Origin of the sequence: Pseudarthrobacter sp. C4D7 (assembly GCF_013359725.1) — a bacterium.
GTDB lineage: Bacteria > Actinomycetota > Actinomycetes > Actinomycetales > Micrococcaceae > Arthrobacter.
On the sequence record NZ_JABFMW010000002.1, the window covers coordinates 130,098 to 154,985 of the forward strand.

The following is a 24,888-nucleotide window of genomic DNA, read 5'->3' on the forward strand; positions in this document are numbered from 1 at the left end:
CTCTTTAATGCCTGCTACGACAGCTCTGCGTGTTCTCCGTGCGTACCCGGCAGCTTGGGCCGGCTGGATTTTGTTGTGAGAAGGCGGTACAGGCACACAGCGCCGGCGGTCAGCACCACTATGTAGACCACGGTGAGACCCTGCCAGGTCAGCGGAGGCTGCCAGCGCGGATCAAACATTTCGGTCCAGTTGACGTGGTCCTGGATGCCGATGGTGTAGCGCCGCAGCCCCTCGAGGAATATGTACGTGTGGGCGAGCACCCCCAGGACCAGCCCCCAGCGAATCATGGACTTGGACCAGGGGGTGATCCGGAACTGGCGGAACCGGGTAGTTACCCCGGCCGCGAGGATGAGTGTCACCACCATGGCGAGGGCATAGCGGCCTTGCCAGATCCAGCCAAGCTTTTCGCTTGAACTTGCCTGGAGGGCGGTGGGCACGGCGATCACCGTGACGGTGAGCAGGGCCATGGTCCAGCGGCCGCGGACGGGTCGCGCCGTGTAGGCGAGGAACAGCAGGGCTCCGAAGCCCAGCACCCAGGTGTAGAGGGTGGCCGGGGGAGGCAAGGTGTCAATCCAACCGAGGACCCCGACGTACTCGACCATGAAGAACACAGTCTTATCCAGCATGGCGACCGCCGCATCCTCTGCCGGGATCGGAGCACCCGCAAGAAGGCTGTCAAAGCTCTTTGCGTAGAAAACCCACCACAGGGCGAACGCACAGGACACTGCGCTGATAATCATCGCGATCTGGAATCCGCGCTGGGCCAAGGTCTTCATGAGTGTTCCGAAGCCATAGCAAAGCACGGCGGCGATTGCTGCCAGCGCCAGCCAGAGGAGTGACAGCGGGCGAGTATGGGCAAGGAGCGATGCTGACAGCGTAAGCAGGACCAGCGGCAGCCGCTGCAGGGGTGCCCGGCTGGCTGCCTGTTCAAAGACGGCGCAGAGACTAAGGAAAACGGCGCCCGTGGCAGCAATCTCCAGGGCGTTGGGATTTATTGCACCAGTAAGGAAGAAGACTGCCGGCGTCAAGGCGACAGCCGCGGAAATCACCGGGCGCCTAAAATGGCGAAGGGAATACGCGGCTGCGAATATTGCTGCAAGGAAGAATCCAACCAGCCAGCTGCTGATGATTCTCATGGCGTAAATTGCCGGCTCGCCGCTGAGGCCCCTGCTCCCCATCCCGACTATCCCGTAATAGACGGGGTTGTAATTACCGGCCGACGTTTTCCCTTCGGTCCACCCGCGATCGGTCGCGTCAATTGGCTTTGCGCAGTCCGCCGTTATATTCGAGTGTTGGGCGAAACAACTGCGGACGTTCAAGCCGGCGATGTAGCCGGGAACCTGGACTACGAGCGGATCACCCTGCACGCCTGACCCAGTGCCCATGAGTTGGCCTCTGGCCACTGCGGCAGCCTTGATGGCATGGGCCGGTTCGTCGGGAACCGACATCAGCGGCGACGCAAAACTCCAGATGCTGCCGATGGAGCCGAATATCAGCCACGCAATGAAAAGTACCTGAAGCGCCGAAGGAGGAAGGCGACTTGAACCGCCTGGCTTGGTTTTGGGCATGGGCAAGGAGCGAGTGGAATTCGGCATGATAGTTTTAAGAATACTTGGAGGCGGGCTGTGCAGAGGCTGAACACTCCGCAACCGTGAGAGGATCACCCACCCATGCCAACACCGCCGTCAGGCAGGTCTTCATCGCCGGAAACCCCCGTTGACGCCGCTCCAGCGGTTCCGGGGATGGTGATGGGGCTCTATCAGCACCCGGTGGTCAGGTTCCTGCTTGTTGGTGGCGTTTCTTTCGCCTTGGACCTGGGCCTGTTGGCCATTCTCCACGAGATATTCGATGTCGCGCTGTGGATAGCGACGCCTATTGCGTTCATCGTCAGCCTGGTCTTCAATTTCCTGCTGCAGCGCCTCTTTACTTTCCGTGCCAACAACAGCGGCAGCGTCAGTGCGTTGAAGTACATCCTGCTGGTTGTGGTCAACATCGTGATCAGCGATCTTATCGTCACCGGGTTTGACGCCGTCGGCTGGACTTATGTCATCGGCAAGACGGCTGCCACGATCCTTACGACAGCCTGGAACTATTTCCTGTACCGCCACTGGATTTTCAAGCGCACTCCCGAGGACGCAAACGCCTAAGGCAGTTTGCCCGGTCCCTCGCGGACTTCCAGCGTTGCACGCCGACGTCGGCCCTCGGTACGTTGCTGCCCGCAACCTTTTCTGACGGGGCCAGATCCAGATTCAGGGCCGTCCTGAAACAATCCGCAGGCCGCAGAGCTGTCCAGAACCCAGATGCAAGCCGCATCGGTATCTGCGGGCGGCAGGCATGGTGAAGGGCTCCCTCGATGCCGGGGCAGGACTGCCCTCAGCAGCGGGGAGCCCCCGACGTCCTAGGTGGACTGCCGCAGGCCTTCGCCTGAACTCAAATACTCTTGGCTCCGGACGCCGTACCTGAGGCCGCCGGCTCGCCGTCTTCCTGCGGGGCCGTCTCCGCTGCGGGAACATCCTGGACGCTCCTGATTCCTGGCTTCCGGAACAACGAGCCATTGACCAATGGGGTTCCCGGGTGAAGGTAGCGGAAGAGGAGGAGCGCACCGACGGCCGTGACCAACAGGTACAGGATGGTCAGGGCCAGCCAGCCCAGGGGCGGCTGCCAGTGCGGTGAAGAAAAGAGTGTCTGCCAGTTGGCAATTTCGCTGATTCCCACGACGTACCTGCGGAGAACGTAGACGAAAGCGAGTGTGTGGCTCCCAACGATGAGCCAAAAGAACACCCGGGATATCCGCTGAGCCAGAGCCCCTCCAGGGAACCTCAGCTTTCGCAGGCCAAGGCCCACACTGATGAACAGCACCACCACCAAAGGCAGCGTATAGCGGCCCTGCCAAATGAATCCCATCCCACGCCACAATGCCGTTTGCAGAAGCGCCGGAACCAGGTACAGCATGGCCAGCGCTACCCAGTAACCCGTCCAGTTCCGCAGCGGGCGGACGCAGAAGGGCACCACAAGGCCGGCGATCATGAGACCGCCCCACACAAGGGCAACCAGTTCAGGGACTGGTGTGTCCAGCCAACCCATGGTGCCGATGTACTGAGGGAAGAAATCGTATGTCTGGTCGAGCATGATGATGAAGCCTCTGTACAGGGGAGCATCGGGGTGCGGGCTGGCGATGCCTTCGGGGGCAACGCCCACGTTGGCGGGTCCATTTGCTGCGATGTACATCCACAGCAGGCCAAGCAGGGCCCCCGGAACCGCGAGTGCCACGGCTGTAAGCACTCTCCGGTCCTTGAAAACGGTCACCACCCTGCGCAAGCGGAATGAGCAAACCCCTACGATGAGTGCGCACAGCAACCACACCAGTGAGATTTGCCGGGCATTGGCCAGTACTACCGTGGCGGCCGCAACCGTGGCCAGGGCCGGCAGTACGCGTTTGGTTCCCTGCCTATTGTCCAGAACGACGACGAAGCCTGAGAAGGCGGCCATCGTTGCGGCAATTTCCAGTGAGTTGGGGTTGATGCCCCCTCCCAGGAAAAGCACCATGGGGGTCATGGCAAGGGCTGCCACGAGGACTGCGTACTTGGGCCTCCGAAGTTCCGTCAATGCCGTGAAGCCTGCGGCGAAGAAGACGGCGCACAAGAGTGCGCTTACCAGGCGCATGCCATAGATTGCGGGGGCGCCGGACAGGAAGAGGGTCGGCAACCCTACTATCCAGTAGTACATGGGGTTGTAGGAGCCTGCGGAGGTGACGCCAATGTTTGTGAAGGTGTCATCCACGTAGATGGGGGCGGCACAGTCGGCTGCCTGCGTCCTGTTGAACTTGTAGCAGCTCTGGGCATGGAGACTGGCAATGTAGTTGGGAACGCGGACGTGCACTCCGTGGCCAAATGATGTGCCGTCCTCAACCAGGACCTGGCCCCGGACCACGGCTGCCGCCTTGATGGCGTGTGCCGGTTCGTCAGGCACGCCCATGAGCGGTGTGGCCAGCGACCAGAGGCTGAACAGCAGGAAGAAGATCCCGGTCAGGAGCGCAAAGGTCGGCAGTGGCCGGGGAAGGGCACGGCCGCGAACATTTCTCAAAAATAGACTCACTGTCCGTCTCCAATTGCCTTGACGAGGGCGCGCCCTTCGTTCATCGCCTTCTTGCTTGGCGACATGACGAAGGCGTATGCGTTCGCGTTCTTCTGTGCTTCTTCGCTGAGTGCGCTCTCACCGAATGAGCGAACCAGTTGGCCCATCCGTTCGTCCGTGTACTGCCGGCACAGATACATATAGATGACAGTTGCCAAGGCATAACCCGACCGTCCGTCGAGTTCCTGGGTGATGGCGTCAGCCGACACGGTTACATTTCCGGTGGATACGGCGTCCACCACGGAGGAAGCCTGGAGCCGTTGGGGTTTGCCGTCAAAGACAAGCTGGGCAGCGACGAACCTGTTTCCAATGATGCTTCCATCCAGGATGGACAGGCCTCCATTCGTGTCATCCAACTTGTTCGCGAGATCAAGTGGGGGAGACTGGACCTGCCCTTTTACGCTGCCCGGCCACCGATCCTCGGCTGGTGGATTCCAGTTGGTTCCCGCGTCCTTGAGGTAGCTATTGACGGGGCGGACAGTATCTGCCGGGCCCTCCTGCACCAGGACGGTGATGGCGACGTCAGGAAGTTTTGCGTCCGGATTGAGCGCTGCGACGGCGGGGTCGTTCCAGCGAGTGATTCCGCCCTGCAGGATCTGCGCCAGTGTTTTGGCGTCAAGGATAATGTCGTTGACACCCTTGAGCTTGATGGCGACGCCCACGGGGAGGACGCCGGCAGCTATGGACATGGCCCCCTTGGTTGTGCACATACCCCGCACGGAGGAAGCCTGGCTGTCCGTGAGCGGGGCGGATCCAACGGCGAACTGTGCCTGCCCGTCCTGGAATGCTTTCAGCCCGGCAGCGGATCCGTCCGGGGAGTAGCTGACGTAGGTTCCCTTCACAGAGCTTCCCCACGAGAGGCCCCAAGCGCTGACCGCGCCTTGGCCGGCGTTGCTTCCGATTCCGGTGAGGGCACCTTCGATAGTTCCCGGCGGCGTGGTTGCGCATGCAGAGAGGGGGAGGAGTGCAGACAGCAGGACAGCGGCACCGATTTTAGTTCGTCGAGAAACGGGAATCACCTATCCAGCCTAATGGTCCAACCCTGCAGGTACGGGACAGCGCCGGTGCCGAACCCATGGAGGCCATATTCATTGACACCCGGAAATCCGGTAAAGCCGTGCGTCCTCGCCTTGCGAGTCGACGAGGGTCAATCCCTTGGCCGGCGCAAGATCGGTCAGGGCCGGGTACTTTTCGGACCCTGGGAGGTCAATCAGGTAGCGCGACCCGAAATCCAGGACATATTGAACCTTCTTGTTGCGGAGGGCGTTGCAGATGGCGGGGTTGCCGGCTGCGTCTCCGAGCTTTTGGTTGATGAGTTCGGTGTCGGGGTCGTCCGTTGAAAACAGGTGTGTTGTCAGGACACGCCGCCCGGTGTAGGCATACGCCAGCGAGCTTCCGTTCCAGGGATTGTCAGCTATGACCGCATCGGAGGGTACGTGGGTTGGAATCCGCTGTATCAGGGCCAACTCATCCGGTGTCAGGAGTTCTGATTGTGCATCGAACCGGTACACGGACGATGCGCCGTTGATGTAGTGGGTCAGCGGACCTGCGAATGAAGCGACCAAGGTGAAAACTACCACGGCTGCTGCAGACAGGACGGTGCTCCCGCTCGCACCCGTGCGGCTGATGGAGGCTTCCCATGATTCCCATTTCCGCGCTCCCAGGCGTGAGTTGCGGGCCTGGTCCCACAAGCGCAATCCGCCGATTACGGCAAGTGGGGTCACAAGCAACGGCAGGAGTGCAGCGAGGCGGTAGGTGTCCTGGTACCACGTGCCGATCAGGATGTCGCGGATGCTGCCTTTCGGGAACGACGCCGCAACGATGTAAAGGCCTCCGAGTACCGCGTAGCACGCAGTCATCCAGCGCCACTTCCGTACATTGAAAGTGGTGAGGAGACCGTAGACCGACAGGATGGAAACCACCACGGCCGGTATGGCTGACTGCATTGTGCTGGCGGTGAGAATTTCCCCGACGGCGGCGCCCGGCTTCACGGTTGGCCCCCAGTTGTCATAGGGGGCAGGGCGCAGCTTCAACCACAGGAGCGCGGCGATGGCGAGGATCCCGATGGTCCCGGCAGTGAACAGCCACGCTCCGGCCGGCCTGGCCCGCCACGTGTCACGGTGCGGCATGAACCGCCACCACAAAATGGCGAGGATCGGAAGGCCAAGCGCCACCGTGATGTTGATGGAGCTCGTGTGGGCAAAGGCGAGACCCGCCAGCGACAGCACGAGTGCCGCTGCCCAGCTGGGAAGTGGGTCTGTCCGCGTCCGGCCGATGCGGACCAGCGCGGCGAGTTCTACGATGACAACCGGCATCATGCTGAGGGCCATGGCGTAGGGGAACAAAGGTCCCCAGACAATCATGAGGAAGGGGAAGGCAACCTGTGTGCCGGCGATTACCGCGGTAATGATGAGGGCAGCCGGCCGGCGCGAGATGGTCTTCGTGACGAGGAACAGGCAGGACGCCGGCCAGAGAAGCACCACAATGACCAGGTTCAGGACGTTCTCAGCGGTAGGAATGTCCACTGAAGCCAGTTGCACCAGGAGGGCCGCAAAAGAATGCCACGCCGCGGGATAGACCGCGTCAAGGCCCTGCACTCCCTGGATCGACGCCAGCGTCAGCGACGAGGCGTTTCCAGTGTCGAGGATGAAACGGATGGCATTGAGGTGGAAGACGTTGTCGAAGACCTGTGACGGGTGGTCCGGTGACCCCACCAGTTGGATGACCCGCCAAGTCATGGGCAGCGTGGCCAGGGCAAGTGCAGTGAACGGCAGCAACGTCCGCCAGGAGGGTGCAGCCAGGCGCCACGGAATACGGCGCGTGAGAAGCAAAGATCCGACAGCAAGGAGGGCGCTCACCAGAAGATACGGGAGGACGCTCCACGGAACCTGCAGGAATCCGCCGATGACTCCGGCAAGTCCGGCGGCTGCTGTTGAGAGCAGTGGGGCAATGCCGAGGACACCGCCCAACCGAAACTTGAGGCACGAGGCGATGGCGGCACCGGGGATATACAGGAGCAGGATTGCAACTGCCGACGCCGGAAGAATGGTCAGCCAGGTCACGACGGTATTCCCTCAGTCCTGTCCTGCGCCGATGGTCCCCGCAGCAGGCGGACGATGGCGCGCAGCTGTATGACCGTTACGGCAACTTCGCCAACTACCAGACCCAGGGCGCCGCCCGGGCCGCCCATCAGGTGCGCCAGGATAACCATGGAGGGGAGCCCGACAAGGGCTCCAGTAATGGTGCTGGAGAAAACTACCCGCATCTGCTTGGCAGGCACCAGCCAGTGCGCTCCCGTGGAAGTTGTCACGCAGACGAGGAGGAACGACAGACCGAACCAGAAACAGGTCCAAAAGTCAGCTGCGTAAGCTGCGCCAAATATGGTGGTGCTGACCCAGGGGCCGAGGACGGACAGCATCAGCCAACCTGCTGCGCCCAGGACTGACAAAGCCAGAAGGGAGAACCTTCGCCGCTCCTTGTGGTCCGAGCCGAATTCGTTGACCCAGCCCTGAAGGCTGTTGCCCAACGCGGCCGTCGCGAGTTGCCCAATGCGGTACAGCTTTTCCGCTGATATGAACGCAGCCAACCCGGACGCGGAGATAGAAGCCTGCACCACAAGGACGGGAGTGGAAGCATACGCCCCTGCAGCGACCGTCACGCCCGCTCCGCCCCTCAGCTTCCAGATTTCCCGAATCACGGTGCGGGGAGTCAGCCCGTGGAAGTCCGCCCGTTGAGCGTGATCCTTGTTGAACCACAAGGTTCCCGCGAGGCCGAGCAGCAGCAGAGCCAGTGGGTAGATGAAGATCCCACCGGTCGCGAACAAGAGCGGGATGACGCCCAGGGTCGCGACCATACGGGGGATAACGTCGTACTTGGCAATCCTGCCGGCGTGCCCCGTCGCTATGCAGTACCACGCCGGAGTAAGCCCTGCAGCCGCCTGGGCACAGGCCATCAGGAAAGCGACCCAGAACTGCTCTCTAACACCCGTCAACGAGAGGACGCCTGCCATAAGGGGAACGGCGCAAACAAAGACATAAGAGCGGGTAACGAAACTGGTGGCATAGAGTCGGCGGCGGGTAACGGCGTCGCTTTCCGATGCGACGGCGGCAGGACCTGTCAATGGCCACCCGAGTCCGATGACAATTGCCGCGATTGCCCCTACAGCCTGGCCCACGGCCAGGGAATTCCAGACCGGCGGTCCACCAATTGTGGCGATGATGGGCAAGAGGATAAATGACGCAAGCGAGGCGAGCAGCGGCAACCCGGCGAAAGCCGCAATTCTTTTGATCATGCCGTCGTTCCGGCCGCCGTGGGTCGACTACACGTAGTCATAGGCATCCTTGCCCAGACGGCCGTTGACGAAGACGTCCTCAACCTCCCGCTTGAACCGGGATCGTTCGTTGAGGATGGTTTCGCGGTAGCTGCCTTGTTTCGCCACTTCCTGCTCGAAGTTGGCGATGAGCCGTGGCAGCATGGCTGCAGCGGTGGCAACTTCGGTGTCTCCGGGAGTGATTTTGTGTTCCCAGGGGATGGGAACGTCGGCGTAGAACGCGCCTGAACCCCGGCGGGCAACGATGGTCAGCGCGCCGGAGAGTGTTGCCTCCCGCGGCATGCGGTCTTTTCCGGGGTGGTGTCCCAGGTCCAAATAGACGCCGCATTGCTGCAGGGTCGCAACAACCTCGGCGCGGGTCATTCCGACGATGGGCTTCCACTCGATGCTGGGTGGGCTTGCCGCCTTCACCGCGTCGATGATGTGTCCGCCCTTGGCAGGGTTGTAGGTGACGAGTTGGCGGTTGCGCTCCGCGGGGGCCGTGGTTTGGAATTCTCCGGTGGGGGTGTAGTCGGACACCAGGGAGGGCACCACGTCCAATCTGGTGGCGACAAAGGCCCACGCATAAGAGGACTGAACGAGGTGGATGACATCCTTGTCCGTGCGCAGTTTTGCCGGCATCACGCCGTTCTTCCACATCCGGGCGAAGGGGACGGCCGCTTCCTTTGCCTTTTCAAACAGGCCGGCCGTGCTCCGGTACCACATGCGTTCGGCCATGAAAGTCAGCGAGTTGTCGATGCTGAGCCACCAGCACATGCGGCGGGCATGTTTGATATGGGACATCTCGTGGACGTAGGTCTCCGGATAGACCACCACATTTTCGGCGGAATCGATGATTTCAGGCGCCTCCGGGGCGTCGTAAACCCCGTACTGCTCCACCCTGTCGTTGCCTGTTGTGTGCGGGTGCGGGACCAGATAGGCGTCCTGCCCAAGCTCACGCAGCATATCAACGAGCTGATGGAGGGCTTCGGGCCCTCCGGTGCGCAGGCCGCGGTGATAGAGGACGAAGATTGATCCTGAGTTGGTGGTCATGAGTTTTCTTTCGATGTTGACCGGGCAGTGCAGGGGAATGGGGGAGCCGGCGCCTAGCGCAGGCGGGCCGCGAGGGCGTCGTCTATCTTGCCCATCCGCTGACGAACAGCGTCCCGGATGCCGGCTGCGGCGGCCACCGCGTGTTTGCGCCGGTTGGGACCAAATCCGAAGCGCACAATGTTGCTTTGGATTTCCATATAGATTCTGCGTAGAACCCAGGCCGGCTGTTTCAGCGCGTACCGGCGTGCGAGTGTCAGCGAGTTCCGGGTGATGTAGTAGACGCGGAACGGCGCGTGGTAGTAGATGTAGAGCTTCTTGGCCCCGATGTGCGCATGCCAGCCGAGGATCTTCATCGGCCGTGCGCTGCCCAGACTGTGTTCGAGGTTGCAGCCACGTCCAGCCAGTGCCCGAAGTCCTTGCTCGCGGAGCCGTGCATTGAATTCAGAATCCACGCAATCGATGAAGAACCCTTCATCGAAGAGGCCAACTGCATCGAACGTGCTTGCGCGCACCAACGTGCCGCTGGTCATGGGGTCGAAGATTTGGGGCTCATCGCGGCTGCCCCATACCGGCAGGGGGATATGGTTGTGCGACTCAGCGCACACCATGCCTACGCTCTGCGGGTCACGGGACGCTGCCGCAGTGGCCAGAGCGGCATCGATGTAGTCCCCAGTGAACCTGGAGTCCTGGTCCATGGTGACGATCCACTCCGGGCTCCAGCGCGCAAGAGCTTCCTTGATTCCTGTGTTCAGGGCACGGGCAATCCCGGAGTTGGTACCCTGGCGCAGAACCACGGCACCTGCCTGTTCCATCTCTGCCAGGGCCTGCGATACGTCATCGCGCGAGCCGTCGTCCACAACAATCACGTGGGCTACAAAGCGCAACAGCCACTGTACGTTGGCAACATTTTCTGCGCCGGGGTTATAGGCCGAGACGACGCCGCAGACATTCGGGTGCGGATTGACGGGGCTCGGTTCGGGCTGCGCCATTATGCCTGCCTCGCCTGCAGGGAGCGTCGTACGGCAACGTAGACGTTGCGCAGGAAGGCAATCCGTGCGCGGACTATTTTTGAAGCAGAACGGATACCGTGCGGCGTCAGGTTTTCGCCGTGAAGTCTATGCAGGATGGTGTCTTCTTCCAGGTAGACGATGGAGCGGTTGACATTGCCCACGGTCGCCAGCCACTGATCGTGCGATTCGTTCATGTAGTGCGGGAACGGCAGCGCCTGTTCCAAGAGATTCCGCCGGACTGCCATCGCGCACCCCCAGTGGAGCCGGTAACCCACCACGATGCCCAGGATGTTGCGCAGGTGATGAGTTGAATCCTTGGCCCGCAAGCGGATCTCGTGGAAGGCCCCGGTTGCGCCGTCAAAGTGCTTGCAGTTGCTGACCACCATCCCCTTGCCGTCCAGGGCTGCAATCATGCGTTCCACCCTGCCCGGCAACCAGACGTCGTCCTGGTCCGACAGGAAAACGAACTCTCCGCGTGCCTCCCCAAGGGCTCTTTCAAACGTTGCAACGTAGCCGCGGTTCACTCCGGCTTCGATCAGGCGGATACGGCTGTCGCGGACAGAGGCGACGACGGCGGACGTGTTGTCGGTGGAACAGTCGTTGACGACGATCACTTCGTCGTTGGGGCCGAGCTCGGGAAGGATCGAGTCAATCTGTTCTTTGATATGGCGCTCGCCGTTATAGGCAGCCATGCACACGCTGATGCGCGGCCGTGGGGTTGTGGGCTCCAAAAGTAATTCTCCTCACTCCGGGCGGTGCCAGCGGGGCGGGCAGGACCCCAAGCAGTCTAGCAAGCCATGCCTGACAGGCCCGACACGGGCAGGTCAACTATAATCGTGGGGAAACCGCCGAGTTCTTCGAGCGGAGCCCACGGAAGGAATCCCAGGTCCATGACCGTTGACGTAATGCTGCCCTACTACGGCGATGTCGATCAGATGAAGCTCGCAGCCCGAAGCGTGATGAACCAGGAAAATGAAGACTGGCGGCTCATCGTCATCGACGACGGTTACCCGGACCCCGAGCCGGAACGTTGGTTCTCAACGATCACTGACCCTCGCGTTACGTACCTTAAGAACGAGAAGAACCTCGGAGCCAACGGCAATTACAAGAAGGCTTTGACGATGGTCGAAGCGCCCTACGTGGTGATCATGGGCGCAGACGACATCATGCTGCCCAATTACCTGGACGTTGTGGTGGACGCATTCAAGACGTACCCGCACGCCAGCGTCGTCCAGCCCGGCGTCCAGGTTATCGACGAAAAGGGTATCGCCTGCACGCCGTTGGCTGATGCCGTCAAGAAGGCCTACGCACCGAAGACCCGCGAGCGGATTGAACTCAAGGGCGAGCAGATGGCCACCAGCCTGGTCCGCGCTGACTGGGCATACTTCCCGTCATTGGCTTGGCGGTCAGAGACGGTTGTGCGGATTGGTTTTACCGAGGGCCTGGATGTCGTCCAGGACCTCGCCCTTTTGCTGGACATCGCAGCTGAAGGCGGCTCGTTGGTCGTGGATCCTACGTTGTCTTTCCTGTACCGGCGGCACTCGGCATCGGACTCTTCCGTGCGTGCCCTGGACGGGCGCCGCTTTGATGAAGAGCGGCGGTTCTTTGAAGGACAGGCAGCCCGGTTCAAGGAACTGGGCTGGAACCGGGCCGCCCGCGCTGCGTCCTTCCACACCACGTCGCGGCTGAATGCGGCATCCTTGGTGGTCAAGTCCGTGGCAATGGGCAAGGTGGACTCCCTCCCGCGGCTGGCTAAGCACATTTTCGGCTGACCGGTTGCACAGGAAAGGGAGCGCCCCACGGGGCGCTCCCTTTTTTGTATGGTCCGCCAATCCTGTGGCCGGCGGGACTCTTCCTGCTAGGCAGTGGGGCCGGTGGTTCCGTCCTGTCGCGGGTGGGACCCCACCTTCTGCTGCAGCGCCGAAAGCTCTACCTTCAACAAGGCCACCTCTTCGCAAAGAATGCGTACCTCATCCTCGGCCTGCGACTGCTCACGGGACAGGTGGAGGCAGACCCCGACAAGGAGGACCAGGGTGGTGATAAAGAGGAGGTTTGCGGGGACCTGGATTCCGAGCAAGCCGCTGGCTTGTTCGAGCAGGGCGGGGAAAGCCGCCAGCAGAAGTGTGCCGATGCCGATAACGATCCAGAGAACCGCATATTTTTCGCGCAACTTTTGACGCCGGAGCATTTCGAAGACGAAGAAGAGAATCGCCACGACGACGATGGAGCCCATAAGGAGGGACATGTGGATTCCTAGTTGGTCGAAGGTGTAGATTTCTTGCGCGTCAGGGCGAACAAGAGCGCCATCCCTGAGCGGCCGAGGTAGATGGCCGCCTTGATCGGGTCATGGCTGGGCGTGCCTCCCTGGCGCTCCCTCATGGAAACGCCAACCTGGCGCACAGTACAGCCTGAACGGATGGCCACGACGAGTGAATCTATCGTGTCGCCCAGGTACTCGGCGGGGTAGTGATCCAGGTATTGGCGGATGGCTTTGGTGTTCGCTGCGCGGAAACCCGAGGTGACGTCGGTGAGCTTGGTCCGTGCCAGCCGGGATATGGTCCACGCCAGGACATTCATGGCCCACTTTCGGGGACCGCGAACGGTGTAGTTGCCCGCATCCGCAAACCGGGCACCGATGGCGATATCGGCGTCGCGCAATCCGTCCAGGACTGCCTTGATGTCCCTGGGGTCATGCTGGCCATCGGCGTCCACCTGGATGACTTGCCGGTAACCGTGCATCTGGGCATATTTGAAGCCGGTCCGCATGGCGCCGCCGACGCCCATGTTGAAGGGCAGCTGCACCACTGTGGCGCCGGCTGCCCGTGCTACGCGGGCTGTGTCGTCACGGGAGCCGTCATCGACAACCAAGACGTCGCAGGCCGGGCCAAACTCCAGGACTTCGGCGATGGTGTTGCCGATTGCTTCCGACTCATTCCAGGCCGGCATGATGACAAGGGTGTTGTGGCGCGCTTCAGTCATGCTGGAAATCCGCTCGTGGTCGCTTCAACGTACTCGGTCAGGCGCTGCCGGGCAGACGGTGCCTCGAAGCCGGCGGCCTGGATCTTTGAGAGGTCCAAGACACTGTTGAGCGGCCGAGGGGCGGCATCCTTCCCCTCGAAGTATTCCTTCGTGCTCACGCCCGTCACTGCTGTCCTGCTTTTGCCGGACAATTCGTAGACGTCCGCTGCGATGTCTGCCCACGATTGCGGGTCCCCGTCGTTACTCAGGTTGTACGTACCGAAGGGTGCGCGGATGTCCAGCAAATGCCGAATACCCGCCGCGATGTCCTCGGTGAAAGTGAGGCGCCCGTACTGGTCGTTCACCACGGAAGGTTCCACTCCGCGCGATGCGAGCGACGCCATGGTGCGGACAAAGTTGTTACCTTCCCCGATGACCCAACTTGTGCGGACGATGTAGTGCCGGGGGACCACGCTGACCACAGCGTCGCCTGCTGCTTTGGTCTGACCGTAGACACCAAGCGGGGTGAGGGCTTCCGTCTCCGCATGGACTTCCCTGGCTCCGTCGAACACGTAGTCAGAGGAGACGTGCACCAGGGTGAGGTCGTGCTCAATGGCAATTCGCGCAAGCTGGGTCAACCCGGTCACGTTGGTGGCCCAGGCGGCTGCGCGCCCTTCCGATGTCTCTGCCGCGTCGACTGCCGTGTAGGCCGCCGCATTGATGACGGTGGAATAGTTTTTCCAGTTGCGGCTAATCAAGGCGTCCGGATTGCTGAGGTCCAGCTCACTGCGCGATGCAAACTCAACGGAAGCATCGCCGTCGTACGTTTTCCGCAGTGCCTTGCCCAGTTGGCCGTTGGCTCCAATCACCAGGGTTTTCTTCGGTGGCATGGGCACGACGTCAGCAAGGCGGGGGTGCGCCTTGTCCTTGTCGGAAAGTTCGGCTTCGGAGAGCGGGATGGGCCATTCGATGGCCACGGTTTCGTCTGCCAGGTTCAGGAAGGTGTACTGACCCTGCGCGTCCGCGGACCAGTGGTCATTGACGAGGTACGTATACGCGGTCGTATCCTCAAGCGTCTGAAAAGCGTTGCCGACACCGCGCGGAATGAAGATCGCCTGGCTCGGATCAAGTTCAGCGGTGAAAACGGCGCCGAATGTGGGCCCCTGCCGCAAATCCACCCACGCTCCGAAGATCCGTCCAGTGGCTACCGAGATGAACTTGTCCCAGGGCTCTGCATGGATTCCCCGGGTGGTGCCTGCCTTCTCGTTGAAGGAGATGTTGTTCTGAACGGGCCGGAAGTCCGGCAGGCCGAGGGCTACCATCTTTTCCCGCTGCCAGTTCTCCTTGAACCAGCCGCGGTTGTCTCCGTGGACGGGAAGATCGTAGAGGACGACGCCAGGAATGGGCGTTTCGTGGGCAGCGAGCTTTTTGGAGAACTCGATGGACATGCCCTACTGGCCCTGTTCCTTGTACTTGGCCTCGGTGGCGGCCTTCTGCGGGCGCCACCAGTCCTCGTTGGCGCGGTACCAGGCAATGGTGTCCTCGATGCCGGTGTCGAAGTTGGAGAACCGGGGTTCCCAGCCGAGTTCGGTCCGCAGCTTGGTGGAGTCGATGGCGTAGCGCAAGTCGTGGCCGGCCCTGTCCACCACGTGGTCATAGGCGTCCGGCGCCTGGCCCATGTGCTTCAGGATCAGTTCGACGACGTCCTTGTTGTTCTTCTCACCGTCGGCACCGATCAGGTAGGTCTCACCGATGCGCCCCTTGGCGATGATTGCCAGGACAGCGGAGGAGTGATCGTTGGCGTGGATCCAGTCGCGCACGTTTTCGCCCTTGCCGTAGAGCTTGGGCCGGATGCCGTCGATCACATTGGTGATCTGCCGCGGGATGAATTTTTCAACATGCTGGTACGGACCGTAGTTGTTGGAGCAATTGCTGATTGTAGCCTGCAGCCCAAATGATCGGACCCAGGCGCCGACCAGCAGGTCGGACCCGGCCTTCGTGGAAGAGTACGGGCTGGACGGGTTATAGGGCGTCTGTTCCGTGAACCGCTCGGGGTCATCGAGTTCGAGGTCCCCGTATACCTCGTCCGTGGAAATGTGGTGGAAGCGTTTGTTGTGCTTCCGTGCTGCTTCGATGAGGGTGTAGGTACCAATGATGTTGGTATCGAGGAACGGCCGGGGATCGTGCAGGGAGTTGTCGTTGTGCGATTCTGCCGCATAGTGGACCACGACGTCGGCGTCGGCAATGAGACCGTCCACGAGCGCTGGATCGGCGATGTCCCCCTGGACGAAGGAGAAGCGGTCGGCTGGAAGCCCTTGGAGCGATGCGACGTTGCCGGCGTAGGTCAGCTTGTCCAGAACAGTGACATGGTCTTCCGTGTTCTCAATAACGTAGTGGACAAAGTTTGAGCCAATGAAGCCGGCGCCGCCGGTAACAAGAAGTCGCTGCATAATTCCCAAGACTACCGGATTTGCCGCTGCACTTAGCTAAAGGAAAGATAGGTGCATGCGCGGAATAATACTCGCCGGCGGTACCGGCTCGAGGCTCCACCCCATCACCTTGGGCGTCAGCAAGCAGCTGGTCCCGGTGTACGACAAGCCCATGATCTACTACCCGCTCTCCACCCTGATCCTCGCGGGCATCCGGGACATCCTCATCATCACCACCCCCCACGACGCTGAGCAGTTTGAACGCCTCCTTGGTGACGGGTCGCGGTTTGGTGTCTCCATCACTTACAAGCAGCAGCCGTCCCCCGATGGCCTCGCACAGGCGTTCGTGCTCGGTGCCGAGCACATTGGCGACGACAGTGTGGCCCTTGTCCTGGGAGACAACATTTTCTACGGGCATGGGATGGGCACGCAGCTGCGACGCTTCGAAAACATCGACGGTGGTGCAGTTTTCGGCTACTGGGTGGCCGACCCGAAGGCCTACGGCGTGGTGGAGTTCGACGAGAACGGCAAAGCCGTCTCGCTGGAAGAGAAGCCTGCAGAACCCAAGAGCCACTATGCGGTGCCCGGGCTTTATTTCTACGACAACGATGTTGTGGACATTGCCAGGAACTTGAAGCCCTCCGCCCGCGGAGAACTTGAGATCACCGATGTGAACCGCACCTACCTGGAGCGGGGCAAGCTGCAGGTTGAGATTCTTCCGCGGGGAACAGCGTGGCTGGACACAGGAACTTTCAACGACCTGAACGACGCCTCGAACTTCGTCCGGACCACCGAGAACCGGCAGGGCCTCAAGATCGGGGCACCCGAAGAAATTGCCTGGCGTTTGGGATTCCTAACGGACGATGAACTGCGTGACCGGGCTGAGCCTCTCGTCAAGAGCGGTTACGGTTCCTACCTCATTGAGCTCCTGGAACACGGCCGCTAAAAGGTAGACAAACAAGAGGGGCGGGACCGCGAATGCGGTTCCGCCCCTAATTGTTTGCAGTGGGGGTTCAGTTGAGGCGGGTCTTCACCCCGGCCGTGGAGCTCCAGGTGATGGTTCCGCCCTGGAAAGTCTGGCTGCAGGAGAGCTTGTCCGAAGTGCATGTCTGGCCGCTCGTGGGGAAGGCCAGCGCTCCGTTTTCGAAACCCTGCCCGGCCCAGCTCTGTTGAATGGGTCCAGGCATCATCACTTGGGCACCGCTCGCGGCGGACCACATGATGGTTCCCTTCTCGAAGTTCTGGAAGCAGCCGCCGTTCCGCAGGCCGCAGATGGCCCCGCTTGTGGGGTAGCCCAGTGAGCCACCCTCGAAGCCCGTCGTGGCCCACCTGTCCCGGATGGGTGCCGAAGACATGGTCTGGGCGCCGGTAGCGGGCGAGTACATGACCGTCCCGTTCACGAAGTTCTGGAAGCAGCCGCCGTTCCGCAGGCCACACATCTGTTCACTGGTGGGGTAGCCAAGGATCCCGTTCTCGAAACCGGACGCTATCCACGCGTCCCGGACCGGGCCGAATGACATGGCATGTGCGCCGCTGGCATTGGACCACATCACGGTGCCGCCCAGGTAGTTCTGGAAGCACCCGGCACCGACGAGTCCGCAGATCACATTCGACGCAGGGTAGCCAAGTGCACCATTTTCGAATCCCTGCTTCTGCCAGAAGTCACGGATCGGACCCAGCAGGCTGGGTTGTGCGCCCGCTGCGGGGGAGTACATGAGGGCGCCCTTGGCAAACATCTGGAAGCATCCGCCGTCTTTGAGGCCGCAGATCTGGGCAGACGTGGGGTAGCCGAGGGCACCTCCTGACGCGCCGAGGCTTGTCCAGGCCTGGACCATTGGCCCGGCCGGGACTGTCTGGATCGTGGTCGCGGGGGAGTAGGCCACGGTGCCCTTTTCAAACGACTGCCAGCAGTCGGTCTGAACGGCGCCGCAGCTGGCCGGGCCTGTGGGATAGCCGAGTTTGCCGTTTTCAAAGCCGGATTGTGCCCAGTAGTTGAGGATTTTGCCCGTCATGGCATAGGCGCCCGTCGCCGGCGAGAAGAGGATGCTGCCACCCTGGAACAGCTGGTAGCAGCCACCGCCCCGAAGCCCGCAGACCTCCTTGGCCACGGGAAGTCCGATCGGTTCCCCCTTTGCCCGTGCAGCCTTCCAGGTGTCGCCGATGCCCATGTAGACGGGCCACGCACCGGATGTGGAGGTCCACCCAATGACGCCGCCGGTGAACAGCTGGGTGCAGTCGGACGCCGTGCACGTTGCATCCTTGCTCGGGAATCCGAGGAGGCCGTTCTCAAAGCCGTCTTTCGCCCATGCGTCCAAAACCGGACCGGATTTCACCAGGTGCGCGCCGCTGGAAGTGCTCCACAGCACGGAACCTGCCTGGAACAGCTGGAAACATCCGCCGTACCGCAGTCCGCAGGTCGCATTGCTCGTCGGGTAGCCCCATGATCCGTTTTCATAACCCTGGGCAGCCCAAGCGTCCCGGATGGGACCGAACGGTACAAATGCGGCGCCAGTGGCGGGGGACGACATGATGCTGCCGCCCTGGAAGTTCTGGAAGCAGCCGCCGTTCTTAAGTCCGCAGATCAGGTCGCTGGTTGGGTAGCCGGCGGCGCTGCGTTCAGCGCCGAGAGCCTGCCACGCGCCGGTGACAGGACCGGCAGACACGGCGAAGGCCTTTGAAGCCGCGGACCACATGACTGTTCCGCCCTGAAAGCCCTGGTAGCAGCCCCCGCTGGTCAGCCCGCAGGTGATGGGTGTGGTCAAGCTGCCCAAAGCCGGGTGGCTGCTTGCGTACGCTTCTATCTGCTGGGTGGCCTGTGCCGGGACCTGGATGGCGGCAGCACCCGTTCCCGCGAAACGCTGGAGAGACGCGTAATCACCGTTCCAGACGTTCGAGTCACCAGCGAACGGACCCTGGCTGCTGTACTGCCAAATGCTGTATGTGCTCCAGCCCGCTGGCAGTACCCCGGGGGAAGAAGCCGGAGACATGGGATAGGCGGCGATCCACAGCGGGTAGTTGCTGAACGACGCAGAGTTTTTGGTGCACTGCGTCCACCAGTCCGTGGTCGAGTAGATCACCGGCAGCCGGCCCGTCAGCGCCAGCATGGTGGAGCCAAAGTCCTGGATCCAACCCGTCATCTGGGCGGGCGTCATGTCGTAGCAGGTGTTGCCGTCGTAGGGGTTGTATTCAATGTCAAGAACGGGGGGCAGCGTGTAGCCGTCAGCGCTCCATCCGCCGCCGTTGTTGACGAAGAAGCGTGCCTGGGCAGCCCCGGAGCTCGATGACGGGTGAGCGAAGTGGTACGCACCGCGGATCATACCCACGTTCCGTGCGCCCTGGTATTGGGAATTGAATAGCTCGTTCGTGTAATAAGTGCCTTCTGACGCCTTCACGTAGGCAAAGCGGGCACCCTTGTTCCACTCGCCTTGCCAGTCGACGCTTGGCTGCCACTTGCTCACATCCAACCCGAGAACCCCAGACGTGGGAGACCATGTGCCTTCAGTGGACAAGGATTGCGTTGACAAAGCTGAACCTGACGCAATGGCCTTATCATGTGTCACCCGTGCAGAACGTTGGCCCATCTGGGCCCCGCCAGCGGCGAGCAGCTCCTCTTTGGACAACTTCTTCGCCGCAGGCACAGCCGGGGCGCTCGTCGTGGGAGGCGTCGTGGCGGGAGGTGCAGGTGGCGTTGTTGGCGCCGGAGCGGGCGTCACCGCTGCGCCCGACGGAGTCGGCGCCGGCAAAGGCGCGGCCTGGGATTCCACTGTCATGGAACTGGGTGAAGGAGTAGGAGTCGGGCCGGAATCGACAGCGTAGGCGACTCCGCTCAAACCTGGCCCTGCCAACAAGGAGCAGGCAAGTGTTATCAGCCCGAAAGATTTCAGGACTGCGCGACGGGACTGAGACAGGTTCCGCTTCATATGTGCTCCGGAGACAATGGGGCGCTCCCCCAAGCGCCTCTTTGGATACTGCTCAGGTGAATTCCCCCAGGAATGCACCTGATAGTGCTATTTCGATAAATAACGCGCTCACCATAACACCCGTGTTACTGACGGAACCAGTGATTCTGATGTTACTTATGTGAATCTTGTTGTCATACCGGGAAATTCCTGAGGCCTGCTGGAGGGAATCTTGAGGTTCATCAGTTATCCACATTGCAGTCTGATGACTTGTTGCCGCCGGTGAAGCTCCTTAGGCTGTAGCCCAATCGCACTGCCTCCATCGGGGGCGGCAGTTGTATGGGGGAACGAATGGACGCGCTGGGAATCGTCGAGGACGAAGTCCGCGAGCTTATCCGCCGCCGCGGGCTGGATCCGCTGAGCCAGGCGGCTGAGGTCCGGCGGTTGGTGGAGGCCGCGGTCACCGACTACGACGAACGGGCCCTGATGGGTCCACTGCCGCCACTGGGGCCCCTTGATACGGCCCGTCGGTTCCTCTTCGACGCCGTCGCCGGATTCGGTGTACTCCAGCCCCTTCTCGACGACCCCTCCATCGAGGAAGTCTGGCTCAACTCACCGACCGAAATTTATGTTGCCCGCAACGGGGAATCGGAGCTGACGTCGCTGAGCCTCACGGAGCAGCAGGTCCGCGATCTTGTGGAACGCATGCTCAAAAGCTCCGGCAGAAGGCTCGACATGTCTTCGCCCTTTGTCGATGCCGCGCTGCCCGATGGCTCCAGGCTCCACGTGGTAATTCCCGACGTTACGCGCCGCCATTGGGCGGTGAACATCCGCAAGTTCGTGGTGAAGGCCAGCCGCCTGGAACATCTGGTGGAGTTGGGAACGCTGACGCCACAGGCTGCCCGCTTTCTTGGCGCGGCCGTGTCCAGCGGCCTCAACATCCTCGTGTCCGGGGCAACCCAGGCAGGCAAGACCACCATGCTCAATTGCCTGGCAGCGAGCATCGGAAGCCGGGAGCGTGTGATCACCGTAGAGGAAATCTTTGAACTGCAGTTTCCCCTCCGCGACGTTGTGGGCCTGCAATGCCGCCAACCTAATCTTGAAGGCGAAGGAGAGATTCCGCTCCGCCGCCTCGTGAAGGAAGCCCTTCGGATGCGTCCGGACCGGCTGGTGGTGGGGGAGGTGCGCGAAGCCGAAAGCCTCGACATGCTCATCGCCCTTAACAGTGGACTCCCCGGGATGTGCACCGTCCACGCTAACTCGGCCCACGACGCCGTCACCAAGATCTGCACGCTTCCGTTGCTGGCGGGCGAGAACATCTCAAGCGCCTTCGTCGTGCCTACTGTCGCGTCGTGCATTGATCTCGTTGTGCACTGCAGCAGGCACCCCGATGGGCGGCGGCAAGTCACGCAGATCCTTTCGCTGGGCCGCCGGGTGGAGGACGGCATTATCGAATCATCGTTGGTCTTTGGCATGGAGGACGGGGTCCTACACCCCCGCGCCAACGCCATGCCTTCTGCGGAGAAGTTCTCGAGGGCGGGGTACGACGTTGCTGCCCTGCTGGATGCGCGATGATGGCCACGGTGGTGGGAACGGTGGCGGGGGTTGGCCTTTTCCTTATCTGGTGGTCCTGCTGGGAAACGCCCAGCCGTGGTAAGCGCGAGCGTAGGCCTGGACGCCTCGCAGACCTGCTGGCGGCCGCCGGGGTGGATAAAGTCTCGGCGCGCGGACTGCTCGGCACGTGCTGTGGGCTGGGCATCTTTGTGGCACTCCTGTTTTACGCACTTAGCCGCTCATCGCCCATTGCCGGTTGCTTTGGCCTTTTCGGCGCGTGGCTCCCGATAACCATCCTCCGGTGGCGGGCCCGGAAGCGGACGGCGATGCTGCGCCAACTGTGGCCGGACGTCGTCGATCACCTCCGCTCTGCAATCCGGGCCGGCCTGCCTTTGCCTGAGGCGTTGATCCAGCTCGGCGACAAGGGGCCGGAGGAACTGCGGCCCGTCTTTCGGGAGTTCGGTGCCGATTACCGCGCTGGAGGTCAGTTCGATGGGTCCCTGAACAAGCTCAAACACCGGCTTGCCGATCCTGTGGCCGACCGCATCATCGAAGCGCTGCGGCTGACAAGGGAGGTAGGCGGCTCCGACCTCGGGAAGCTCCTGGGCACACTGGCCGAATTTTTGCGCGAGAATGCCCGGACCCGCAGCGAGCTCGAGGCCCGGCAGTCCTGGACTATTAATGCCGCCCGGCTTGCCGTTGCGGCGCCCTGGATTGTGATGACCCTCCTCGCCACCAGGCCGGAAGCAATCCAGGCATACAACACGCCCATGGGTGCTGCGGTACTGGTTGGGGGGCTGGTGGTCTCCCTGGTCTGCTACACGGTCATGTTGAAGATCGGGGCCCTCCCGCAGGACGAAAGGGTGCTCCGATGATGTTTCCCTCTCCGGCAGCGTTAATGTGCGGACTCGGCCTGGGCCTCGGATTGTGGCTCGTGATCTTCCGGTCGCCACCGATGCGCCCCCTGACCCTCTCGGAGCGCATCGAGCCCCAGCTAAAGTCGCAGAACCTGGAATCGCGGCTCCTCCGTGAAGGGGAGCAGAACCTGACACCGTTCGGACCCCTGGAACGGATCCTCCGCCCCGTATTCAAGGACTGGCTCTCAGCACTGGCCAGGCTCAACCCCTCACCCGGTGCCACGGGCCGTCGGCTGGCCCAGGCAGGAATCAACAAGTCACCGATCGACTTCCGCGCCGAACAGCTGTTGTGGGCAGCAGCCGGCTTCGTGCTCTCGCTGACAGTTATCCTCATCGGTGCCGCAGCGGGCAGGTTCAACCCTTTCCTGGCAGCAGCGGTGATTCTCGGCAGCGCGGCCGCGGGCTTCGCGCTGCGGGACTACTGGCTTGGCGAGCAAATCCGCCGGCGCGAGACCCGGATGATGGCAGAGTTTCCCAGCCTCGCCGAGCTGATGGCCCTGGCCGTCGGTGCGGGGGAAAGCGCAACAGGTGCTTTGGACCGCGTTTGCAGGAGCGCAAAGGGGGAACTGTCCAAGGAGTTCTCGAAAATCCTGGCTGAGACACGGGCCGGCAAGCCGCTGGTCCTGGCGTTGCAGGAGTTCTCCGCGCGCACCGATCTTGCACCGTTGGTCAGGTTTGTCGACGGGATCATTGTGGCAGTCGAAAGAGGTACCCCACTGGCAGATGTGCTTCGTGCCCAGGCGCAGGACGTCCGCGATTCGGCGAAGCGCGATCTCATGGAAGCCGCAGGGAAAAAGGAAATCGCCATGATGGTTCCCCTGGTGTTTGGGGTGCTACCCCTAACGGTGGTTTTCGCTGTGTTCCCCGGCCTCGCGGCGATCAACCTGGGCTTCTGACGATGGGAGCGCCCCGAAGCCCGCATGTCAGCAACACTTGCAAGTCCCCTCAACGAAACAGGAATAGGACGCAAAGATGAAAACCATGGGAATCCGCTGGGCGATGCTGCTTCTTTCCCTGGCGGCCTTGCCGCAACTCCAGATGATCCGGGCCGTTCACCTGCAGCCTCGTCGGGCGCCCCAGCGCCACGGCGGTATGGAAACCACAAGCGATCATCCGGAGCGTGGCGACGTACCCGGCTGGGTGATGATTACCTTGATGTCAGCTGTCCTGGTTGCAGCCCTGCTTGCGCTCGCAGGCCCGGCACTTGAGGCCATGTTCAACCAGGCCATGGACAAGGTGGGGAACTGACCCAGGGCAGCCCCGCCTGTCACGTGGCGGAACGGCGGCCGCTGCGCCGGCCCGACGAGCGGGGCTCCGCTGTAGTGGACTTCGTCCTGGTCGGCGGACTCCTGACGATGTTCTTCCTGGCAATCGTCCAACTGACCTTGGTCCTGCACGTCAGGAACACGCTCATTGACGCTGCCGCATCCGGCGCGCGGTACGGCGCCCTCGCAGACCGAACCGCCTCGGATGCCGAAGAACGGACCCGCAGCCTCATCAGCGTGGCACTGAACCCGGGCTTCGCCGAACAGGTCAGCACCCGGGAAGTAAACCTGCAGGGCATGCGCACCCTGGAAGTCACCGTCCGCTCGCCTATGCCTGTCATTGGCCTCATCGGGCCACGGGACCTGCTGGAGGTGAACGGCCATGCAGCCATTCAGCCCTAAGCCGTTCGATCGGGCGCCCCGCCACTTCATTCCGCCGGCCTCTACGGCGCCCGCAGCCATCCGGGCCCGCCTGGCGGAGGTACTGTGCAGGGACGCGGACCGTGAACGGGGGAGCGCGGTGGTCGAGTTTACGTTCCTCGCACTGCTGCTGATGGTCCCGCTGGTGTACTTCGTGATTACCGTTGGTCAGATCCAGGGAGGTTCCTTCGCGGTGGTGGGAGCCGCCGACCAGGCCGTGAAGGTCTACGTGGCCCAGCCTGATGCCTCATCCGCCCAGGCCGCTGCAGAGCGGGCAGTAGCACTTGCCCTCTCCGATTTCGGCCACCAGCCGGACCGGGCCAGCATGGTCACAGCCTGCAGTCCCGCCGACTGCCAGGCGCCGGGCACCACCGTGACGGTGACCGTCAGCCTGAGCGTGCCACTGCCGTTCATCCCCTTCGGCGAAGGCCTGTCCGCCACAGAGGTGCAGGCTTCTGCCTCCCAGCTGGTGGGGCGGTTCCGGTGACCTCCGGAAAATCGGACGAGGACGGCCAGCTGATGGTCATGATCCTCGGCTACGTGGCCCTGGCCCTTCTGGTGGCCACGGTGGTCATCGGAATCTCCTCCGTCTACCTCGAGCACAAACGCCTCCTGTCCCTGGCGGACGGGGCATCGCTTGCAGCTGCCGACAGCTACACGCTCGGCGAAGTCTCCACGCAGGGTGGCAGCCCGTCGGCGGTCCTCAACTCTGCCCGCGTCCGGAACGTGGCAGCTGACTTTGTCGCCAGGAGTCCGGCGTCGCAGCGTTTCTCCGGGCTCGCCGTCGCCGGGGCCACGGGCACTCCGGACGGCTCCACCGCCGTCGTGGTTCTGACGGCCGCTGTGCACCCGCCCGTGGTGAACTTCCTGATTCCCGACGGGATCCCCATCGAGGCAACATCCACCGCGCGCTCGCGGCTGACGCGGTAAACGGCAAGGC

24 protein-coding genes are annotated in these 24,888 nt (G+C 62.2%); 11 read left to right on the forward strand and 13 right to left on the reverse strand.

The annotated features are described in order from the left end of the window. Positions 1-14: 14 nt before the first annotated feature. Complete coding sequence (locus HNO81_RS02435) at positions 15-1,595, reverse strand: DUF2142 domain-containing protein (RefSeq protein ID WP_371818152.1); 1,581 nt, start codon at positions 1,593-1,595, stop codon at positions 15-17. 75 nt (positions 1,596-1,670) lie between these two features. Between HNO81_RS02435 and HNO81_RS02440 the strand changes: the two genes are divergently transcribed. After that, positions 1,671-2,147: a GtrA family protein gene (locus HNO81_RS02440; RefSeq protein WP_254703268.1), complete on the forward strand. Its 477-nt coding sequence runs from the start codon at positions 1,671-1,673 to the stop codon at positions 2,145-2,147. A gap of 283 nt (positions 2,148-2,430) precedes the next feature. Here the strand turns inward: HNO81_RS02440 and HNO81_RS02445 are convergent, their stop codons facing one another. The 7 genes from HNO81_RS02445 to HNO81_RS02475 all read right to left on the reverse strand — a co-directional run bounded on the left by HNO81_RS02445 (position 2,431) and on the right by HNO81_RS02475 (position 11,204). Then, positions 2,431-4,083 carry a DUF2142 domain-containing protein gene (locus tag HNO81_RS02445; protein ID WP_175316551.1) on the reverse strand — a complete coding sequence of 551 codons (1,653 nt, stop codon included), beginning with the start codon at positions 4,081-4,083 and terminating at the stop codon, positions 2,431-2,433. Between the two features lie 8 nt (positions 4,084-4,091). After that, positions 4,092-5,153: a substrate-binding domain-containing protein gene (locus HNO81_RS02450; RefSeq protein WP_175316552.1), complete on the reverse strand. Its 1,062-nt coding sequence runs from the start codon at positions 5,151-5,153 to the stop codon at positions 4,092-4,094. A gap of 69 nt (positions 5,154-5,222) precedes the next feature. Beyond that, positions 5,223-7,196, reverse strand: coding sequence for a DUF6541 family protein (locus HNO81_RS02455; protein WP_175316553.1), 1,974 nt, complete (start codon positions 7,194-7,196; stop codon positions 5,223-5,225). Then, positions 7,193-8,425 (reverse strand): lipopolysaccharide biosynthesis protein, encoded by a 1,233-nt coding sequence (locus HNO81_RS02460; RefSeq protein WP_175316554.1) that lies wholly within the window; start codon positions 8,423-8,425, stop codon positions 7,193-7,195. The genes HNO81_RS02455 and HNO81_RS02460 overlap by 4 nt, the downstream gene beginning before the upstream one ends. Before the next feature lie 27 nt (positions 8,426-8,452). Continuing rightward, entirely contained in the window at positions 8,453-9,496 is a 1,044-nt protein-coding gene (locus HNO81_RS02465; protein WP_175316555.1) for a hypothetical protein, read from the reverse strand. Positions 9,497-9,549: 53 nt separating this feature from the next. Continuing rightward, positions 9,550-10,485: a glycosyltransferase gene (locus HNO81_RS02470; RefSeq protein WP_175316556.1), complete on the reverse strand. Its 936-nt coding sequence runs from the start codon at positions 10,483-10,485 to the stop codon at positions 9,550-9,552. Then, positions 10,485-11,204, reverse strand: coding sequence for a glycosyltransferase (locus tag HNO81_RS02475; protein ID WP_371818153.1), 720 nt, complete (start codon positions 11,202-11,204; stop codon positions 10,485-10,487). Before HNO81_RS02475 ends, HNO81_RS02470 begins: the two co-directional genes overlap by 1 nt. 192 nt (positions 11,205-11,396) lie before the next feature. On the opposite strand from HNO81_RS02475, the gene HNO81_RS02480 reads away from it, so the two are divergent. Beyond that, positions 11,397-12,278 (forward strand): glycosyltransferase family 2 protein, encoded by an 882-nt coding sequence (locus tag HNO81_RS02480; protein ID WP_175316558.1) that lies wholly within the window; start codon positions 11,397-11,399, stop codon positions 12,276-12,278. Between the two features lie 86 nt (positions 12,279-12,364). Here HNO81_RS02480 and HNO81_RS02485 read toward each other — a convergent pair whose 3' ends face one another. Genes HNO81_RS02485 through rfbB form a run of 4 tightly spaced genes read right to left on the reverse strand, consistent with a single transcriptional unit; the run spans position 12,365 to position 15,914 of the window. Further along, on the reverse strand, positions 12,365-12,751 hold the full coding sequence (locus HNO81_RS02485; protein ID WP_175316559.1) for a DUF2304 domain-containing protein: 387 nt from the start codon (positions 12,749-12,751) through the stop codon (positions 12,365-12,367). Positions 12,752-12,759: 8 nt separating this feature from the next. After that, positions 12,760-13,485 carry a glycosyltransferase family 2 protein gene (locus tag HNO81_RS02490; protein WP_175316560.1) on the reverse strand — a complete coding sequence of 242 codons (726 nt, stop codon included), beginning with the start codon at positions 13,483-13,485 and terminating at the stop codon, positions 12,760-12,762. Continuing rightward, on the reverse strand, positions 13,482-14,912 hold the full coding sequence (locus HNO81_RS02495; RefSeq protein ID WP_175316561.1) for a bifunctional dTDP-4-dehydrorhamnose 3,5-epimerase family protein/NAD(P)-dependent oxidoreductase: 1,431 nt from the start codon (positions 14,910-14,912) through the stop codon (positions 13,482-13,484). Before HNO81_RS02495 ends, HNO81_RS02490 begins: the two co-directional genes overlap by 4 nt. A gap of 3 nt (positions 14,913-14,915) precedes the next feature. Continuing rightward, positions 14,916-15,914 (reverse strand): dTDP-glucose 4,6-dehydratase, encoded by a 999-nt coding sequence (gene rfbB / locus HNO81_RS02500; protein WP_175316562.1) that lies wholly within the window; start codon positions 15,912-15,914, stop codon positions 14,916-14,918. Between the two features lie 55 nt (positions 15,915-15,969). Between rfbB and rfbA the strand changes: the two genes are divergently transcribed. Further along, entirely contained in the window at positions 15,970-16,839 is an 870-nt protein-coding gene (gene rfbA, locus HNO81_RS02505) for a glucose-1-phosphate thymidylyltransferase RfbA (protein WP_175316563.1), read from the forward strand. Positions 16,840-16,906: 67 nt separating this feature from the next. On the opposite strand, the gene HNO81_RS02510 is transcribed toward rfbA, so the two are convergent. Further along, positions 16,907-19,474 (reverse strand): GH25 family lysozyme, encoded by a 2,568-nt coding sequence (locus HNO81_RS02510; RefSeq protein ID WP_254703270.1) that lies wholly within the window; start codon positions 19,472-19,474, stop codon positions 16,907-16,909. A gap of 31 nt (positions 19,475-19,505) precedes the next feature. On the opposite strand from HNO81_RS02510, the gene HNO81_RS20075 reads away from it, so the two are divergent. The 8 genes from HNO81_RS20075 (at position 19,506) to HNO81_RS02545 (ending at position 24,878) form a co-directional block, all read left to right on the forward strand. After that, the gene (locus HNO81_RS20075) at positions 19,506-19,709 is read left to right on the forward strand and encodes a hypothetical protein (protein ID WP_254703271.1); all 204 of its coding nucleotides are present in this window, start codon (positions 19,506-19,508) and stop codon (positions 19,707-19,709) included. A 434-nt stretch (positions 19,710-20,143) separates the two neighbouring features. Further along, the gene (locus HNO81_RS02515) at positions 20,144-21,367 is read left to right on the forward strand and encodes a CpaF family protein (RefSeq protein ID WP_175316565.1); all 1,224 of its coding nucleotides are present in this window, start codon (positions 20,144-20,146) and stop codon (positions 21,365-21,367) included. Further along, on the forward strand, positions 21,367-22,221 hold the full coding sequence (locus HNO81_RS02520) for a type II secretion system F family protein (RefSeq protein WP_371818154.1): 855 nt from the start codon (positions 21,367-21,369) through the stop codon (positions 22,219-22,221). Before HNO81_RS02515 ends, HNO81_RS02520 begins: the two co-directional genes overlap by 1 nt. Next, entirely contained in the window at positions 22,218-23,159 is a 942-nt protein-coding gene (locus tag HNO81_RS02525) for a type II secretion system F family protein (RefSeq protein WP_175316567.1), read from the forward strand. Before HNO81_RS02520 ends, HNO81_RS02525 begins: the two co-directional genes overlap by 4 nt. Before the next feature lie 76 nt (positions 23,160-23,235). After that, positions 23,236-23,511, forward strand: coding sequence for a hypothetical protein (locus HNO81_RS02530; RefSeq protein ID WP_175316568.1), 276 nt, complete (start codon positions 23,236-23,238; stop codon positions 23,509-23,511). A gap of 23 nt (positions 23,512-23,534) precedes the next feature. Then, positions 23,535-23,930: a TadE/TadG family type IV pilus assembly protein gene (locus HNO81_RS02535; protein WP_371818145.1), complete on the forward strand. Its 396-nt coding sequence runs from the start codon at positions 23,535-23,537 to the stop codon at positions 23,928-23,930. 118 nt (positions 23,931-24,048) lie between these two features. Further along, positions 24,049-24,435, forward strand: coding sequence for a hypothetical protein (locus HNO81_RS02540; protein ID WP_175316569.1), 387 nt, complete (start codon positions 24,049-24,051; stop codon positions 24,433-24,435). Between the two features lie 32 nt (positions 24,436-24,467). Beyond that, positions 24,468-24,878 carry a pilus assembly protein TadG-related protein gene (locus HNO81_RS02545; RefSeq protein ID WP_175316746.1) on the forward strand — a complete coding sequence of 137 codons (411 nt, stop codon included), beginning with the start codon at positions 24,468-24,470 and terminating at the stop codon, positions 24,876-24,878. Positions 24,879-24,888 lie beyond the last annotated feature (10 nt).